Below are 16,875 nucleotides of genomic sequence, written 5' to 3' on the forward strand. Positions count from 1 at the left end.
TTTTAGGCAATATCTAGAAAAGCTGATTACGGAACTTCCTGGTTTGGATTTGATCCAAAATCCAAATCTTATCAGAGACTATCTCCCATGGTCTGAGAAAATCGTTCAATCCTGCCAACCTTTAAAAGTATAGACCAAAAAGCCTGATTTCAAAATTGAAAGTAAATCAGGCTCTTTGTCGTGTCTTCCTTTTTTTCTGCAGCGTCCATTATAACGGGCTTACTTTATAGGTACATAGCACATAAAAAAGATCTTTTTAATTTGATTTTTTATTTTTAATAAAACGATATACAAATAACACAACTATAAATAATATACCTATAAAGCGAATGATTATATTCTCTTCAAAAATAAAGAAAAAAGCGGTTAAACCAAATACATAAGAAAGTGAAATTAAATGGAATTTCAAGCCAAATACATTATCTTTAATTACTTTTGAAGCCATAAAGTAATGAAATAAGAATAGGAAGAAATAAGAAATTACAGTTGCTACTGCAGCGGCTGTATATCCAAATTTTGGAATAAAAATAATATTTAATACAATATTAATTACCGCAGACATAATGGATGCTAAACTGATTAGATAAGTTTTCTTGTGTACAATTTCTATTTGAAATTCAAATGAATACATAAATTGGAAATAATATGCCATTAAAATCCAAGGCATAATAGAAATACCGACCCAATAACTTTCATCTCCCATCAATTTAACTAATTCAGGACTGATTAGAAGTATTCCAGCATATACAATCGTAAAGGTGTCTCTATACGTACTCGCATAATTTTGAATAGCTTTTAAATTACGTGTATCCATTTTTTCATAGAACCAAGGTACCCATGCTTGGTTAAACGAAGTTGATAGAACTTGGATAACTACACCAATATTATATGAAAAACTATAAATTCCTGCCTCAGAAGCTCCTAGATAACGATTAATTAAAATGCGGTCGAACTGACTGTTTATCGAATTTGCTAAAGCATGGAAAACGAGAGGCGCACCAAGTAACAAAGCGTATTTCCAATATTTAATATCAATAAAAGTTTTCCCTTTTGTCATAAAGTAAATTAATGTAAATAATCCCATAGCAATCAAAGGTAGTATCTGTCCAGTTACTTTTCCAAAGACTCGATTATTTTGAAAAACCATCAGAATTAAAAAAATCGAAAATAGAACTCCTAATCCTGTTAGAATAATATTTACTATTGATACAGCTTTATAGTTATAATCGAATTGAAATTTATTAATAATATATTCTTGTAAAAAAAACAAATAAGATTGTAAAACCATCAAATAAAATAGAACTCTCGATAATCCAGTTATACTCAAGAAGAAAGATTCAAAGGTAATAAAAATAATGAGATAAACTAAAAAAGAAATCAATGAAAAGAACATTACGCTAGAGTTAAATTCATCATACTCATCTTTAAAATCAATTTTAGCGCGACCAATAGTTGAATGGAGATTAAATCCAATAAAAATCGAGAAAATACCTACCCAACTTGTATAAATAGAAGTAACGCCATATTCTGAAGTTGTTAATAATCTGGTAAAAATTGGAATTGTTATAAATGTTATTCCTTTAATAAAGAAGTTGGTAATTGTATACCAACTTCCAGCTTTAATAATTCTGTTATCGAATAGCTTTTTTACACCATTAAACATTAGTTATCTTGCATCCTCTTCTATATGGTCATAAGTTAATGTAGTATCTTCAGCTATGTCTTCTTTTGCTACTTTGCCGATAACTTTTTCTATTTCAGAGGGAGAGATTCCTGTTCCCGGTCTCTTGAATGTCAACATGTCTTCAGTAATAACTGTTCCCTTAGATATAAGTTGGTCTGAAACAAGAGAACGTCTTGCATTCATGCGGGCTGCTGCTTCAGATTCTAAACTTATTTTATCTTTGCTTCCACGAATTTCCATTAAGAAAGATAAACCTTCTTTTAATTTACGCATATCATCAGGATCCATTGCATGATAGTGATCGTTTCCTGGTAATGTTTTATCTAACGTAAAATGTTTTTCAATTACTGGAGCGCCTAATGCAACTGCAGCTTTTATAACATCCATATTTGGATCAGGTTTTGTATGATCAGAATATCCGATTACATAGTCTGGAAAAGCTTCTTTTAAAGACTTGATCATATCTAAATTTGCATGCTCATAAGGCGTAGGGTATTCCAATACACAATGTAAAATTACGATATCTTTATTTCCTTCATTTTCAATAGTACGAATAGCTGTTTCAATTTCTTCCATATTAGAAGCACCAGTTGAAATCAAAATTGGTTTTTGTTTCTTTGCCATATGCTTAATGAAAGGAGTATTTGTTAAATCAGAAGAAGAAATTTTATATACATCCATAAGTTCTTCTAAATAATCTGAAGATTCTATATCAAATGGAGTACTTAAGAAAACAATACCTTGTTTTTTACAGTATTCAGAAATTTCTTTGTATTCTTCATAGCCAAATAAATCAAACTTTTTAAATAATTCATATTGAGAAGTTGTAGCTTCTTCAGTTGTATCCCAGTATGATGGAGAATTTTTTGTAGCAATTGTCCCTGCTTTATAAGTTTGAAATTTAACAGCATCCATTCCAGAAGCTTTGGCTTCATCAATCATTAATTTAGCTGCCTCCATAGGTGTCGTTCCATTTTCCTTAGCAATGTCATAGTAATTCACACCAATTTCTCCAATGACATAATAGCCTTGTTCTTCTACTTTTTCAAAAAAATTCATAATAATCATACTCTCCTCTATCAATTTATTTTCAATCTAAAATTAAGCTCAAAACCTTTTTTAAACCATTTTTTAAATCGGTTTGCAACATACGACTTCTCATTTGTTCTCTTATTTGCGGGCTCTTAATTAACCAAGAAATAGTTTCAGCTACCGTTTCTGCTTCAATGTCTTTCCCGTAACCAAGATTAATAAATCCGTTTTGTAAATAACCAAATTCATGTTCTAGTTCTCGTTTGTTCTGAGCCATTAAAATAGTCGGTACAGCCATAGCAGCTAATTCTAGCATTGTTCTACCTTGAGATGAAATCGCAAGGTCTGCTTTTTTCATATACTCTGTCATCATCTTAACATTTTGAATAACATCGATATTTAAAGTTAATGATTTAACTTTTTGAGCTAGTTCTTCATAACCTTTATAACCTAATCCAATAATAAATGTAAAGTGAATGTTGTCTTTCTGATCTAGTTTTTGAATAGACTGGAATAATTTTTCTGTTAAATTGCTTGGATCAGATCCGCCAAAAATAACTAAAACTTCTTTTACCACCTCATTATATGGTGAAGGTTTAGAAATAAGAAACTCATCACGAATCAAATAATACTCACTGCCCCAATAATAATGTGTATCTTCAAATTGTTTACTATATAAATCATTAATAACAATATCAGCATATTTTGATCCTTTGCCTAAATCCTCAAAATTCACTACTTTTACATCAGTAGATTTTAAGTAGTGAATATAATCTTCATCAGTATTTAAAATATCGTTGATGACGATATCGCAATTATAACGTTGAATTAATTCCCCCATCTCATGATTACCTGAAATAACTTCATATTTATAATGACTTGCTTTGATTTTTTGAATTCCAATATCTGATTGTTCGCTTAAAACAAAACAAACATTGTGATCAATGAAATTATTGGCCAAAACAAGAGAGCGATAAACATGTCCTAAACCTATTTTAGAATAACCGTCTACTCTTATTAAAATATTTTTTTTACTAAGTTCTTTTTCTGCAATCCACCAATCATGAGGTGTATCAATATCAATTGCTTCATTCTCTGGCATCTCATAAATTGAAATGTTTTTTCCAAATCTGCTGTTTTCAGTTACAAAGTTACTTTTTGTAATAACGAATGCCCCTGTTTCAATGAGATTTTTAGGCAGGTATTGACGATTCAATCTTTCTTTATAAGCTGGAACAGCTTTTTTGTTTTCAATTTTCCAAGCTAAATGCGGGCTATTTACACCACTTATCAACGTATCAAAACCATATGTTATCAAGTCCTCAATTGCAGCATCTAGTGTCTTACTAGTAAGCAAAGGAGACGTAGGTTGTAAAGTAATCACGATATCGTATTCTTTTTCGTTCTTCTTACTCATTTTTTGAACAGCGTCATAAATAACGGGATCAAGTGTAATACTATCAGATGCCAGTAAAGCACTTCTTTCTATAACTTCAGCACCATATTGTTTTGATACGCGTCCTATTTCTTCATCGTCCGTACTCACACAAACATTCAAATCATATCTACTAGCTAATGCATTTTCAATAGCATAACTAATCAATGGTTTTCCTGACATAATACGCACATTTTTTCTTGGTATGCCTTTTGAACCGCCACGTGCCGGTATAATGGCTAATATTTTCATGCATTCATCTCCCAAATTACTATCTTATGGTAAATCCATATAGATTTACCCATAACTTTAAAGTTTGAATAAAATATTTTAAAACACCTATTATACAATGTATAGGATTGTCTTCATATTTTTTCATCATTTATTCCAACTTATCTAACACTTCATTATTAGCATCTTAGGTAAATTGATAGGCAATTTAATTTTTAAAATATTTCTTGAAGTATTCATAGAATTTATCTTTTTCACTTTAAAATATTGCAGTCACAGGATATACAGACATTTTGTTTTTACCTTTTAGAAAAAAACAAAACATTACTTAACACTGGTATAGAGTTAATTCTAATGAATCATTTCAAAAGCATGAATTATTCAGGTACTTTCTTAAAAATTAATTTGCTTTAGATGTATCAATACTTATAAGGAATTGCTTATTATTTTATATTCTAGATAATAAGCAAACCGCAAATAAAACAGTGATTATTTACACATTTCTATAATCAAAACATCGCTAGCATTTTTTATAGCACTAGTTAACACAATACAGTATTTCAACACTTTTCTATAACCTTTCTTTTCTTCTTTAACTGGAATCAATTCATATAGTACTTGTGGTACTTGAATTTTTCATTACTATCTATAAAAAAGTACCCTTACAATTAATACTAAAGGAATTAGAAAAATTGTAAAGAACTTCTTAAAATCTTAATTAATTATTAATCATTAAATAGATGCAGAAAAATCTATACATACATTATTTGATTAGCTAATTTCCAACTTAATATCTAATTATATTTTGCAATAGTTTCATTCCGCAACAAACACTAATGTCTCATTGTGTTTCAGCTTCCGTATATTTTTTCGTCGTTATCTCTTTAAAAATGATAATAATCCGCTATTTTTCAATCTAAAGTTCAACTCTAATCGCTACAAAAATCGGATTTTTAAGCTATACCGGGCTTATAAAAAGAGTATTTTTACTAAAAATTTAATGTTTCAGTAGATCATGTAATTCTTGTTCAGACTTTGGTGAAACTATATTTGTGTATCCCATTTTTCGGTATTTCTTTACAAAACTACGAACTTCTTTTAATTTATTAATCACCTTTAAATTTCCGTTTGTAATTTTTTCGTTATTAATCAATAAATCGGCTAGTAAAACTATTTCATTGTCTATACCAAACATCATATTTGGCGTGAAAGAAGCGGTTGACACCGTACTTACAATTATAGAGTTCGAAAAATCATATTTCATAAAACACAATTCCCATGGAAGTGTAGTATTCAAAGCCGTCATTTTCCCATTATACTTTTTCATTTCTGTTCTTGGATGTAATTTAACCATCAGTTCCTTGTTTGTCGTGTTGTTCATTAATATTTCAATAATACCCTCTTCATTAATAATATAGCCATCTTGATGTAATGGCTGGTCAAGAAAAATTACTTTATCTGATAACACGATTTTTTTATTTTCTAATTCAAATATTCTTTTTAGAACACTATATATAATATTACTTTCATCAATCAATGGTAAACGGTAAACCATTTTATCTTTATCCGTATACATTTTGGTCGATTCAGGATCATAAACATAGTAGTCTTGTATTGGAGAAGAAAACATACTATATGGATTAATCATATTTAAAAATTTTTGTCTCTTTACCGATGTATTTAACAAATCATTGTCAGAATACGTTACAAGACCATCTTCAATGTATTTCAATTGCAGTTTTGAATTCAACTTTTTAGATTTTCCAAATAAGATTTTCAGAAAATAGTTACCGCCTTGGGTAAAGATAATATCATATTCGAAAGGATCATTTATTTTCAACATTCTATTATGATTAATCAACACATTAAATTTACTTACAAACCCCCCCCCCATATCCTCAGGATAAACAATATAGACATTTCTAAAGATTGTTTCTTCTTGAATTTTTTTGAAAATTTGTTCCGCTCCATTAAATTCTCCATAAATATATAAATCTGCTTCTTTTTCATAGTAAAAAGCAAACTTAGTGTTTAAAATATTAATAATATGAAGCGGAGTCCACGCAACAAAAGCTAACATTTAACTGATCTCCTGACTCTGAAACTTATCTTTTTTAACATATTGGAAAACACCAATATAGTACCAAAAAACTATACCTACAACATCTCGATTATTATATAAAATATGAGATTCCACAAAATCTTCTGCGAACAACCCTAAAAGTAAACAAAATATTAAAGCAAAAAACTGGTAGTCAATCGTTGGTTTTTTAAAACTCAATAAATATTGAGTATTATCCTTTAATGTTAGTAATACAAAAACTGCAATAATTGCAAATCCAATAATTCCTGAATTCACGATTGTTTGTACATAAACATTATGCATATTTCCACCTGATCTTTTAAGCTCTTTTATATCCATTTCTGATAATTTTGACTCATCCAAAAAGGCAGAAACATCTCTGCCTTCTCGATATACTTCAGGGTCTGTAATGCCTAATAAAGGATTTTGTTTAAATACATTTATACCTGCAGTCCAAATGGTGAATCTTCCAGAAGAAGCTTCAGCACCTTCTGACGAATGCTTAATAGCTATCTTATGAACAGGGGTAACCTCTTTGTCTTCTTTACCAGATATAGTATCTTCCTTAGAAAATTGACTCTCTATATTTTGCACAAAACTTGGAACATACCCTAAATTTTCTCTCAATAGAGTTGTACTAAACGTAGCTATTACCATAACGACTCCGTACATTAATAAAGTCAACATAGTCGCTTTCCATATACTTTTTAACTTTTCACTTAATACTGGAACTACAATCAAAGTTGCTATAAAAAATGAAATAACAAAAAGAGACAGCATCGTTCCTCTTGAAGAAGATAGTGTAAAATAAAGATATTGCACAATTAAATTTATAATATAAAATTTAGAAAAATTATGCCACCTTGTTCTTTTTATACTATTGTTTAAAAGCGAAGCCATAACAGATAACATTCCAAAAATAGAACCTACATTTGGACTAGAATACACACCAAATAAACGCGATTCAATAAAACCTTGTCTCGCATCGTTTGCACCTATTGTCTGTATGTAAGAAACATGAAAAATAAACATCACTAAGGAAATAACTCCCGCTATAAATACCATAATAATCAATATATCATTAAAAGTTGTAAGGTTTTTTTTAACTGTTAAACGATCTTGTTTTTGACTTATCGGATAAACAATAAAAAAATTAATCATCATAAAAATCAAATTGTAAATCCCTCTTATTAAAGCATGATCATAATTTATTATTGTTGAAAGTAAGTATGCTACGATCGCCATTAGTAACAAATACCAATAACTGCTTTTAAACATCTCACGGTCTGTGAAAAAATCTTTTGCTATAATAATACCTCCCCATACCATACACACGAATAATGGGTAGCGTTCAATATCTAATGTTGCCGGCATAAAAAATAAAATACAAAGTGCTAAATAAATCTTGCGAAATAAATCTTTATCAAAAAAATAGCGTTTACTTGTTGCAACTAAACTCATCCGTTTATCTCTCCCAACTTACTCAAATATATCGTTTCTAATTGCTTAGCTGTTTTTTTCATATCATATACTTCCATTTCTTTATATGGAGAATTTTGTAACGGTTCTTGTAAAATAATATGAGCCCACTGTCCGACCTCTTCATCTAAGGAAACAAAATGAACATTTTCAGATAGCTTTGTTTCTTTTGATACTTCACTAGAAAGAACTAATTTAAGATTAGCCGCTTGTGCCTCAACAGCTGAAATAGGTAATCCTTCATATAGCGATGGCATTAAAAAAACGTCCATTGATTTTAATAATTGAGGAATATCGTCTCTCACTCCCAAAAATGAAACCTTTGCTTCTAAGCCTTTGCTTCTTACTTTTTCCGTTATTACAGGAAGTAAACTACCTTCTCCGATTAAAATTAAATGGCTGTTTTCGTGAAGTTTAATAGTTTGTTCAAATATATCAATTAAAAACGAATGATTCTTTTGTTCCTCAAATCGGCCGATATTTCCCACCACAAAGGCATCTTCTGATATATTTAAAGATTCTCGAATAGCCGCTTTTGTCTCAGAGACGTTACGATATAATTCTAAATCAATACCATTTGGTACAAAGATAAAAGGTTGCTCTTTTCCGTACAAAGCTATTCCCGCTTCATGCGAGCATGCCAAAAAATCAGTAGCATTTTCTCGCATAAGTTTATCAAAAACTTTTCTTAGCATTTTCAATATTACATTCTTTCCTTTTCCATCTGATGTTGCATGGCTATGAACAACTCTTTTTTTGATACCTGCTTTTTTAGCCAAAAGTAAATTTAGGCCGCCGCCAAAAAAAACTTCGCTATGAACAACATCAAAATCTTTATCCTTCAATAATTTTTTTACAGCTTTAATATAAGCTATAATATTTTTTTTAGGATTAGGTACACTATAGATATGTCCCCCCAAAGAGTGAATTTCATCATTATATGGACGAACATCTTCAAAATCATGATAAATTAAAAAATCAAATACGATTTTATCTCGATCTATATTGCGAAAAGCATTCATCATAAATGTTTCTGCTCCACCTTTTCCCATTCTGCCTTGAAAGTGAAGAACTCTTATCTGTTTTGACACTTATTATCACTCCATTATCTCACTTTAAAAATTACTTTTTAGTTTCTCAATAACTTTAGGCGAAGTTGTGCTTATCAAGTAAATCATCATTGATGCAAAATAATTAATAGTAACTGATTTTGATTTAAATAACCACTTCATTATCCATCTGATTTTGGTATCCGTTAGACTGATAGACGCAGCAGATTGAACAACTGAACTTTGAACGATATTTTTTATATAACTTGTCTTTTCCTTGAAATCAAGTGGACACTCTTTACTATGAATAGGCATAATACAAGACATAACACCCTTTAAAAATAATGCACTGGAACCTTCTTGATTTTTATCTGTTAATGATAATAATTCCTGATAAAATTCAACAAAAGTATCATACTTATTGAATAAAAATTTATTTGTTAAGCTATTTTTCCCATCAAATGAATATTGGTATAAAACTTTATCCATGGCGATACACTTTTCAACATGTTTATAATATCTTAAATTAAATAAACGATCCTCACAACTTTTATACGGTGGAAAAGAAATAGCCTGTTTTTTAATAATATCTAATCTAAATACTTTATTCCAAACTACATACAGTAATTGCTGATTCATTAATGGATAGACAGCCTTCAAAAATTCTCCATGATTCTCATAAGTTTCACTTGGTGCTGAAATAGTACGAGAACTTACAACTTCATTATCATCAATAATTTTCATTTCATAAGAAGATACAATTAAGTCTACAGAATCATCAGCCAATAATGCAGCATAAGTTCCCAGTGTATCTGAATTGATTTCATCATCAGCATCAAACAAAAGTAAGTATTTACCTTTAGTACGTTCAATCCCTTTATTACGAGCATTCCCTGGTCCGCCATTCGGTATAGTAAAGTAAATAATGTGGTTATCTTTTACTGAGTAATTTTCAAGTATCTGTTCAGTATTATCAGTAGAACCATCATTTACCAATATTAATTCAAAATTACTGAACGTTTGTTTCTGCATACTTTCTATCATTTTGCCGACAGTTCTTTCGGAATTATAAACTGGTACGACAACACTAAAGAAAGGAATTTTATTCATTACACTCTTTTCCTTTCACCTATAAAGGTTAATCTAAAATTTTTATATTTTCTGGAAATTCTTTTCTAACTAACATTTCGTCTTCATCTAACCCTTTAGATGAAACTTTATCAAATAATATCTTAATTGTCTGCAGCATAATTTTAATGTCTAGTAAAATAGAATACTTCTTAATATACAATAAATCAAAATTTAACTTGCTGTTAAAATCTGATGCATATTTTCCGTATACTTGTGCATAACCCGTTATTCCAGCCCTCACATTGTGTCTTAAATAATAATAAGGGTTTTCTTCTTTGAATTGTTCTACAAAAAAAGGACGTTCCGGACGTGGGCCAACTACTGACATTTCGCCTTTTAACACATTAAATAATTGAGGTAATTCATCAATTCTTAAAGATCTTAAATATTTACCAACGGTTGTCACCCTATTGTCATTAGATGTCGCTAAAATAGGCCCCGTTTCCTTTTCAGCAGTTGCACTCATCGTTCTAAACTTTAGAATGTTAAATTCTTCACCATTCTGAGTAATTCGAACTTGTTTATAAAAAATTGGACCTTCAGAGGTTGCTTTCACTAATATTGCTGTTATTAGCAATATAGGGGATGTCAATATAATTAGAAACAAAGAAAACACGATATCAACCAACCGTTTGATTGCCCCATCCTCTGCAGGAATCCTGAAATCTGAGACTTCAATGATACTTTCATCCTCAATATTCATAATGTTAGGATTTACCAAAATCAGGTTTTCAAAACTTGTTGTTAAAAAGATTTTTTTTTCTTTCTTTATTAATAAGTCATATATTCTTCTTTTTTCTTTTTCATTCAGCTGACTTGCAATATAAACTATATCAATTTCATCTAATTTTTTTTCGATATTCTGATAAAAATTGTCTACTACCGCCATTGTGATCTTATGACGTTCATTTTTTGCTTCTCCAAAATTTTGAACAGCTGCAAGAATATCTTTTTTTGTTCCTACAACCATTACTTTCATTGTTCCATTAAAATTCAGGTAAAAATTATATACTATTATTCTCCATAGAAATAACATAACAGTTCCTACGACTAAATTTATTAACAATACCGACCTTGGAAATGCAAACCATCTTCCTGCAAAAGTAACTGCCATAATTGCAAATGTCATCATAAATTGCACAATAACTGTAATGTAAAGAAAATCTATGAAAGATTTATTGTAAAGAATATAAACTCCAAAAAGAATATTTAAAATAACAAAAGCAATCGTCATATAAATAAAAGAGTTTGTATAAGCTTCAAAATTACGATGAGATACGTTTTTTCCAAATTGTATAAAAAAAGAGAGAAGAATTGATAAATGGAAGATCAGTAAATCCATCACACCCATCACCATTTTTTTTGTTTTACTAAATCTTTCTCTTTGTGCCATGAATATATTTCCTCCGATCAATCTTTTAAAATAGGACGATATTATAATACCATACAAATTAGAGAATTAACACTTTTAGATTAAGAGTATTTTTAAAGAAAAATTCATTAGATTCTTTATATACCTGAACAATTCATATCTTTTATAAAGGGCTAAATTTTATCAATCATCTGTTTAGTTTTATGGTCATTGGTTCTTTTTCTCAAAAATATTCTTCTAAATGGTTTAATTTCCTTTTGCTAACAGATTAAATTCAAGTAAGGCCTCATTTTAGGCGCACTTATCCTAGCGGATTAGGTAACGAACTTTTTTAATTGCCCAATGAACGCAATTAACACTGAGGTACGTGAATGTTTTGTAGAATCCAATAAAATAGTTTCTAGTAAACGTGGTAACTACTTAATTTCAAGTAGTTTCTTCTTCCAGAATGAACAATCTTTCCAGCTACTTTAAAGAGAAATAAGCGAATAGTAGAAACCTGATACCCTTTCGTTTCATTGATAAAACAGAGTGTCTGCAAAGTTCATACAAATTTGGCGTTGCAATCCACTATCTGCACGTACCACAATAGTTCTTACTGTTGTTACAGATTGATAATGATCAAATAGTTGACGAGTAAATGCTGCGACAACTTTCGAGGTGTAGACTTTTTCAGGACGAAGTTCTGCTTCGAGAAAGTCTACAGTAAGAACATCCAAGGCAACGAGTGAATGATAATCGGTTGTCTGGTAACGCGCATCACAATCGGTTATTTCTTGATTTCCAAAGGTATCACTGTGGGTAGAATCTAAATAAAAAATCATTTCATTCGTATTTCGGATCGTACGTGCTTTATCAATCAAGATTTGATTAACCTTTTGAAGCTGAACGATAATTTCTGTTGTCATCCGATTTTAGAAGTGTGAAATTGATAGCTGCGAAGCCAGCCGTGTTTTGTTTAAAACAGCTTGAAAGATAGGATCAGTTGCTAATATATTAGCAGAAAAATCTGTAGGATAGCCCAATTAACTGTAAGATGATTTGTTCCCGAATATATTCATTTTCATGAATATGATACAGTCGTTCGTCTTGAATCTGGATATTTTTACGTAGCATTCGGTTACACTTAAATTTACCCACGAATTCTTTTACCGCTATTAAGCCAGAATATGAAGTTAAATTTCCTCCAGAGTGAGATACTATAACGTTTGAATTGAAAAGCAGACGATTTCCGTGTAAATTTGCCATTGAGAGAACCCTTTTCTTTGGTTAGGTTTAGTCGCTTTAACCATAGCAGACTGGGTTTTTTTTGTACATTCAAAGGGTGCGAATGAAGGAAACAAAATAGATGGGTATAACAAGGTTTTTGAAGTGTGTTTGAAAAACTATGAAATATTCAGGATATAGTTCCTACTTTAAGATCTACCATTTACTATTTATTTTGCTGCTTTGCTTCATATAAATAAATAAAAGCAATAAGTAAATCCAAAATCCAGAAGATAGATATCCCCCTTTTTGAAAGTTTAACGCTACAAATAATAACCCCATCTTAAAGTTAACTTTAGCCGTATATAGGCTAAACAGGCAGAAAAGAACAAACGCAACAATCCCTAAATCCGATAAAATATATGCATAGATATTCCAAATGTCAGCTGTATGCCCTATGCCATTTCCTCTAAATAAATGATCTATATTCACGTATTTCCAGCTATCCAGTAACCTACCAGTTGCAGACAAATCTTCACCATTTAAAATAGCAATGGTCCTTTCGATGATTGTCTCATTTATTAAATCCCATGATAAAAACATAAGCAATCCGATTATTCCTATATATAGGTACATAAAGTTATTCCATTTAAATTGCTTTATTTTTCCTTCGTCTAATAAATACATTAATTGAGTAAGCAACATAACTCCAATTGCACTATAGGAAAATGTTAAAACGATTGTTAAAGTAAGAACCAAATTGTAGCTTAGCTTTATCTTTATATCTTGTTTATTAAAGTAGTTCATTCCAAGAATAATGTTTAAATAATAACCTAAATATGAAGGTTCTGAAAAAATGCTCCTTGTTCGAATAAAATCAAGGTTTTGATTAAACGCATAACTCATTCGATCTGTTCTTGTAAACTTCCAAAAAAACTCATAAGGTAATGATCCGTTAGAATATATTGCTATTGTAATATATATTCCAATTATACAAATAATAATAGCAATAATATTATTCATTTTTAAAAATCGGTTAAATAAATTATTGTCTTTAAAATAGTTATAAAAACTAACGAGTATAATAGAATAAAAAGATATCTTTATTAACGCGGCAATTCCAACTTTTAAAACAAATTCATTATTGCTATAGTAATTCGCTAAAATGTTTAGAGAAACAATAATTAATATTGATGCAATCCATCCAATCTGTTTCTTGGTTATTTTAAAATTCCCACTAATAAACAGAAAAAATAATGCAATACTTAATATGCACTCACTGAATGTAAAGATATCAAACATCCAATCTGTTAATACGAAAGAAGTACTTAACAGCACAATAAAAATACTATTCCAAAATTGAAGATGTTTTTTATTATACTGTATATATTTCCCCATTAAACTTGTAAGTCTCACGTAATTACCCTTCTTTCATTTATTTTTAACTGCAAATTTCATTCTATTTTATTATTCATCCATAAAAGAATTACAAAACTAATATACAATTCTTTGAATGTTTATTATTAGAATTACTTGCAATTGTAGCTATTAATCATAGATAATTGTATTCACTATCACTAATAAAACTGATTTAATTTAGTAATAAAATATCGCACTTAACGTTTAACTTTCTTTTATAAACATTTAAAAAACCATATTATAGGTATCATATCAAATATACACAAGAATAGGGTTATATTTTGCTAAAGTTTTTTATAAAATAAGGATCGCAAAGTAAAAATCACTTTAACGATCCTTTCTCTTATTTTTTTCAATTAAAACATCTACATATTTATTTAAAAAAATCATAGTTTTTCAAATAATTATTCCCAGTAGTAACATCATATTCAATAGCATCATACTCTTCTAAAATCTCCAAAGTTTCATTAGAAAGCATATTTCTAGTTGACTTAGGTTCGCTCGCACCTTCTTCTAGATATAATTCTTTTTCAAATGCTGGTAAAAGACTTTCTAATTTATAAGTTAAAGCATAAAATGGTGTAATACTTGAATTTGATTCTTCAAGAATATGGTTCATAAAATACATAGGACTTATAGTCTTCAAATCGCTTGAATTTTCTTTGAAATTTGAATAGATAATCAAAGGAGTCGAATGCATCTTCAATCTCCCATTTTTAACTGAGATATCATCTCCATAAAAGCCTGGTAAGTGATCACCCCAAAATACAACTATTGTTTTTTCAGGGAGTTGGCTTACTTGCTCAATAAAATCTGCTAAAAAGTCATCACTATATGCAAGTCCTTTATAATAATTTTCTGCCTCTTCATTATTAGGCAACCCTTCAGATTTATAATCTAGTTGATCATACTTCCCTGTATAACCTCCATGATTTTGCATTGTCACTAAATGTAAGAAATCTTTTTCGGGTGTCTCTGCTATATGTGAAAGAACTTCTTTATAAGCAGATTCATCTGAAATATAGGGACTATGTTCTAACTTCTCCTTATTCTCCATATTATCTTCATGTATAAAATAATCAAAGCCCATTTTTTTATAGACATCTGTTCTCTTATACATAGATACTTGATATGGATGCATTGCTGTTGTGGTATATCCTCTTTCAGCTAAATAAGAAACAATGGTTGGCATTTTACTAATCTTATCTGTTAGCTGAATATAAGGAGTAGTGATGCTAGGAGCCATTGGTTCCATTGAGAAACTGGTTAAAGCCTCAAATTCGATATTGGCCGTTCCTCCACCATAACCTTGAGAATACATTTGTCCGCTTAAGTTCTTTTCTATTAAGCTGCGGGTCTTTGGTATAGGGTCTTGAGATACTGTTGCTCCTTCAATTTTTTTAGGATCGGAAAAGCTTTCACTCATAACATAAATAATATTTACTTCTTCAATTTCGCCATCTCTATTCCGATTAATTTCATCAGCTATTTTTTCATATTTTTTTACAATACCTTCTATTGTTTTTTTCGAATAATTAGTTGGCTTCTCAACAGCTGGTGCATTTAAATTATACAAAAAACCAGCTACAAATCCATTTTCAACATAATTCTTACGCTGACTAAAAGAAGTCCATACCGCATTCTTATCAAAAATACCTTTTACTAAATTAGTTGGCTGATTAAAGTTATAAACATATATGAGACTTGCACAAGAGAATATGAATGTTATCACTCTAATTATGTTTACGATTTTTTTATTCTTATTTAGTGGCCTTCTTATTCTTACTTTTGTAATAGGTTAATAAAATTATTAAAATGATAAAAAATAAAACAAAGATACTTGAAATTATGACAACTTTATTATCTACTGTCTTTAAAAGAAATGGCACTTCTTTAATCATTAAAAAATCTGAAGGATAAAAAGGTTCATCTCTGTATAATATTTTTTGTTGATTTACAATACTAATAATTAAAGCTCCTAAAAAAAATATAGATGAACTAACCAAATGGCTCCTTATTATTGATATAAGAAGAAAGTAAAGCAATGAAATAATTAAAATTTGAAAAACGAATAACTTTGTTCTTGTTCGAAATAACGTATTAATTGTTTGCTCCCATTCAAAATTCATTTGAAAATATTGCAGTAAAAGAACACATACAGCAGAAGTAATAACAGCTGCCAGCACACTCCAAGCAATTCCTTTTAGCAACGCTTTATTATCTACATTTTGTTTTTCCTGCTCATTCTTTTTCTTAAACCTTTTATTTAAATTATTATTTTTCTCCACTATTCTGATCCTTTCTAAGTAACAAGCAACCGATACATTAGCTTCAATGTTTCCCCAGTAACGAATTGTTTTGCAGAAGGACGATTTATTTACACAAAATTATTGATTCTCCCTTACTACTAAAAATATTTTACACTAAATTTACATAAAAACCTATTTCCCTTATATGATTCTCATTATTAATTCCAAAAAAATTCAATAAATAACCCATATATTATTTCCTATAGTTATAAAATAGTGATTTCCTTTATAGAGGGTACAGCTATAGTATATTGACAAACTAAAAAGATTTTCCTTAACTCTACTTAATGTTATTATTAAATATAGAAGAGACAATACCACTAGTGTTGCATAAATATAGTCAGAATATTCTGAATTATTATTTTCTTGAAAAAAGTAAAAAAAATCGAATGCTTACGCAAAGGATGACTATTTCCAGAAAATTTTGCTTATTTAGCTGATTCCA

Annotated in this window: 13 protein-coding genes; all 13 read right to left on the reverse strand. The window is 29.5% G+C overall.

Features of this window, described 5'->3' with window-relative positions:
- Nucleotides 1-256: 256 nt before the first annotated feature.
- The 13 genes from ACEN4I_RS12805 to ACEN4I_RS12865 all read right to left on the reverse strand — a co-directional run bounded on the left by ACEN4I_RS12805 (nucleotide 257) and on the right by ACEN4I_RS12865 (nucleotide 16,409).
- Complete coding sequence (locus ACEN4I_RS12805; RefSeq protein WP_407103258.1) at nucleotides 257-1,663, reverse strand: lipopolysaccharide biosynthesis protein; 1,407 nt, start codon at nucleotides 1,661-1,663, stop codon at nucleotides 257-259.
- Nucleotides 1,664-1,666: 3 nt separating this feature from the next.
- Complete coding sequence (locus ACEN4I_RS12810; RefSeq protein ID WP_407103259.1) at nucleotides 1,667-2,743, reverse strand: N-acetylneuraminate synthase family protein; 1,077 nt, start codon at nucleotides 2,741-2,743, stop codon at nucleotides 1,667-1,669.
- A 31-nt stretch (nucleotides 2,744-2,774) separates the two neighbouring features.
- Nucleotides 2,775-4,403, reverse strand: coding sequence for a cytidylyltransferase domain-containing protein (locus tag ACEN4I_RS12815; RefSeq protein WP_407103260.1), 1,629 nt, complete (start codon nucleotides 4,401-4,403; stop codon nucleotides 2,775-2,777).
- Nucleotides 4,404-5,379: 976 nt separating this feature from the next.
- On the reverse strand, nucleotides 5,380-6,462 hold the full coding sequence (locus ACEN4I_RS12820) for a hypothetical protein (RefSeq protein ID WP_407103261.1): 1,083 nt from the start codon (nucleotides 6,460-6,462) through the stop codon (nucleotides 5,380-5,382).
- Nucleotides 6,463-7,926, reverse strand: a complete 1,464-nt coding sequence (locus ACEN4I_RS12825) for an O-antigen ligase family protein (protein WP_407103263.1) — start codon at nucleotides 7,924-7,926, stop codon at nucleotides 6,463-6,465.
- Nucleotides 7,923-9,035, reverse strand: a complete 1,113-nt coding sequence (locus ACEN4I_RS12830) for a glycosyltransferase family 1 protein (RefSeq protein WP_407127831.1) — start codon at nucleotides 9,033-9,035, stop codon at nucleotides 7,923-7,925. Before ACEN4I_RS12830 ends, ACEN4I_RS12825 begins: the two co-directional genes overlap by 4 nt.
- 24 nt (nucleotides 9,036-9,059) lie before the next feature.
- Nucleotides 9,060-10,103, reverse strand: coding sequence for a glycosyltransferase family 2 protein (locus ACEN4I_RS12835; RefSeq protein WP_407103265.1), 1,044 nt, complete (start codon nucleotides 10,101-10,103; stop codon nucleotides 9,060-9,062).
- A gap of 28 nt (nucleotides 10,104-10,131) precedes the next feature.
- Nucleotides 10,132-11,517: a sugar transferase gene (locus ACEN4I_RS12840; protein ID WP_407103266.1), complete on the reverse strand. Its 1,386-nt coding sequence runs from the start codon at nucleotides 11,515-11,517 to the stop codon at nucleotides 10,132-10,134.
- Nucleotides 11,518-11,896: 379 nt separating this feature from the next.
- A complete protein-coding gene (locus tag ACEN4I_RS12845; RefSeq protein WP_407103267.1) occupies nucleotides 11,897-12,037 on the reverse strand; it encodes a hypothetical protein in 141 nt (46 codons plus the stop codon).
- Nucleotides 12,012-12,359: a transposase gene (locus ACEN4I_RS12850; protein WP_407127833.1), complete on the reverse strand. Its 348-nt coding sequence runs from the start codon at nucleotides 12,357-12,359 to the stop codon at nucleotides 12,012-12,014. The genes ACEN4I_RS12845 and ACEN4I_RS12850 overlap by 26 nt, the downstream gene beginning before the upstream one ends.
- A 559-nt stretch (nucleotides 12,360-12,918) precedes the next feature.
- Nucleotides 12,919-14,118, reverse strand: coding sequence for a hypothetical protein (locus ACEN4I_RS12855; RefSeq protein WP_407103269.1), 1,200 nt, complete (start codon nucleotides 14,116-14,118; stop codon nucleotides 12,919-12,921).
- Nucleotides 14,119-14,494: 376 nt separating this feature from the next.
- Nucleotides 14,495-15,853 carry an LTA synthase family protein gene (locus tag ACEN4I_RS12860; protein ID WP_407103270.1) on the reverse strand — a complete coding sequence of 453 codons (1,359 nt, stop codon included), beginning with the start codon at nucleotides 15,851-15,853 and terminating at the stop codon, nucleotides 14,495-14,497.
- 28 nt (nucleotides 15,854-15,881) lie between these two features.
- On the reverse strand, nucleotides 15,882-16,409 hold the full coding sequence (locus ACEN4I_RS12865) for a hypothetical protein (RefSeq protein WP_407103271.1): 528 nt from the start codon (nucleotides 16,407-16,409) through the stop codon (nucleotides 15,882-15,884).
- Between the last annotated feature and the right edge of the window lie 466 nt (nucleotides 16,410-16,875).

The organism is Desemzia sp. FAM 23990 (genome assembly GCF_045528485.1).
Taxonomy (GTDB): domain Bacteria; phylum Bacillota; class Bacilli; order Lactobacillales; family Carnobacteriaceae; genus Desemzia.

What these genes read in the sequence shown, in the direction of transcription:
- ACEN4I_RS12805 (WP_407103258.1), bottom strand. Translation starts at nt 1,663, where the DNA reads ATGTTTAATGGTGTAAAAAAGCTATTCGATAACAGAATTATTAAAGCT.
- ACEN4I_RS12810 (WP_407103259.1), bottom strand. Translation starts at nt 2,743, where the DNA reads ATGAATTTTTTTGAAAAAGTAGAAGAACAAGGCTATTATGTCATTGGA.
- ACEN4I_RS12815 (WP_407103260.1), bottom strand. Translation starts at nt 4,403, where the DNA reads ATGAAAATATTAGCCATTATACCGGCACGTGGCGGTTCAAAAGGCATA.
- ACEN4I_RS12820 (WP_407103261.1), bottom strand. Translation starts at nt 6,462, where the DNA reads ATGTTAGCTTTTGTTGCGTGGACTCCGCTTCATATTATTAATATTTTA.
- ACEN4I_RS12825 (WP_407103263.1), bottom strand. Translation starts at nt 7,926, where the DNA reads ATGAGTTTAGTTGCAACAAGTAAACGCTATTTTTTTGATAAAGATTTA.
- ACEN4I_RS12835 (WP_407103265.1), bottom strand. Translation starts at nt 10,103, where the DNA reads ATGAATAAAATTCCTTTCTTTAGTGTTGTCGTACCAGTTTATAATTCC.
- ACEN4I_RS12840 (WP_407103266.1), bottom strand. Translation starts at nt 11,517, where the DNA reads ATGGCACAAAGAGAAAGATTTAGTAAAACAAAAAAAATGGTGATGGGT.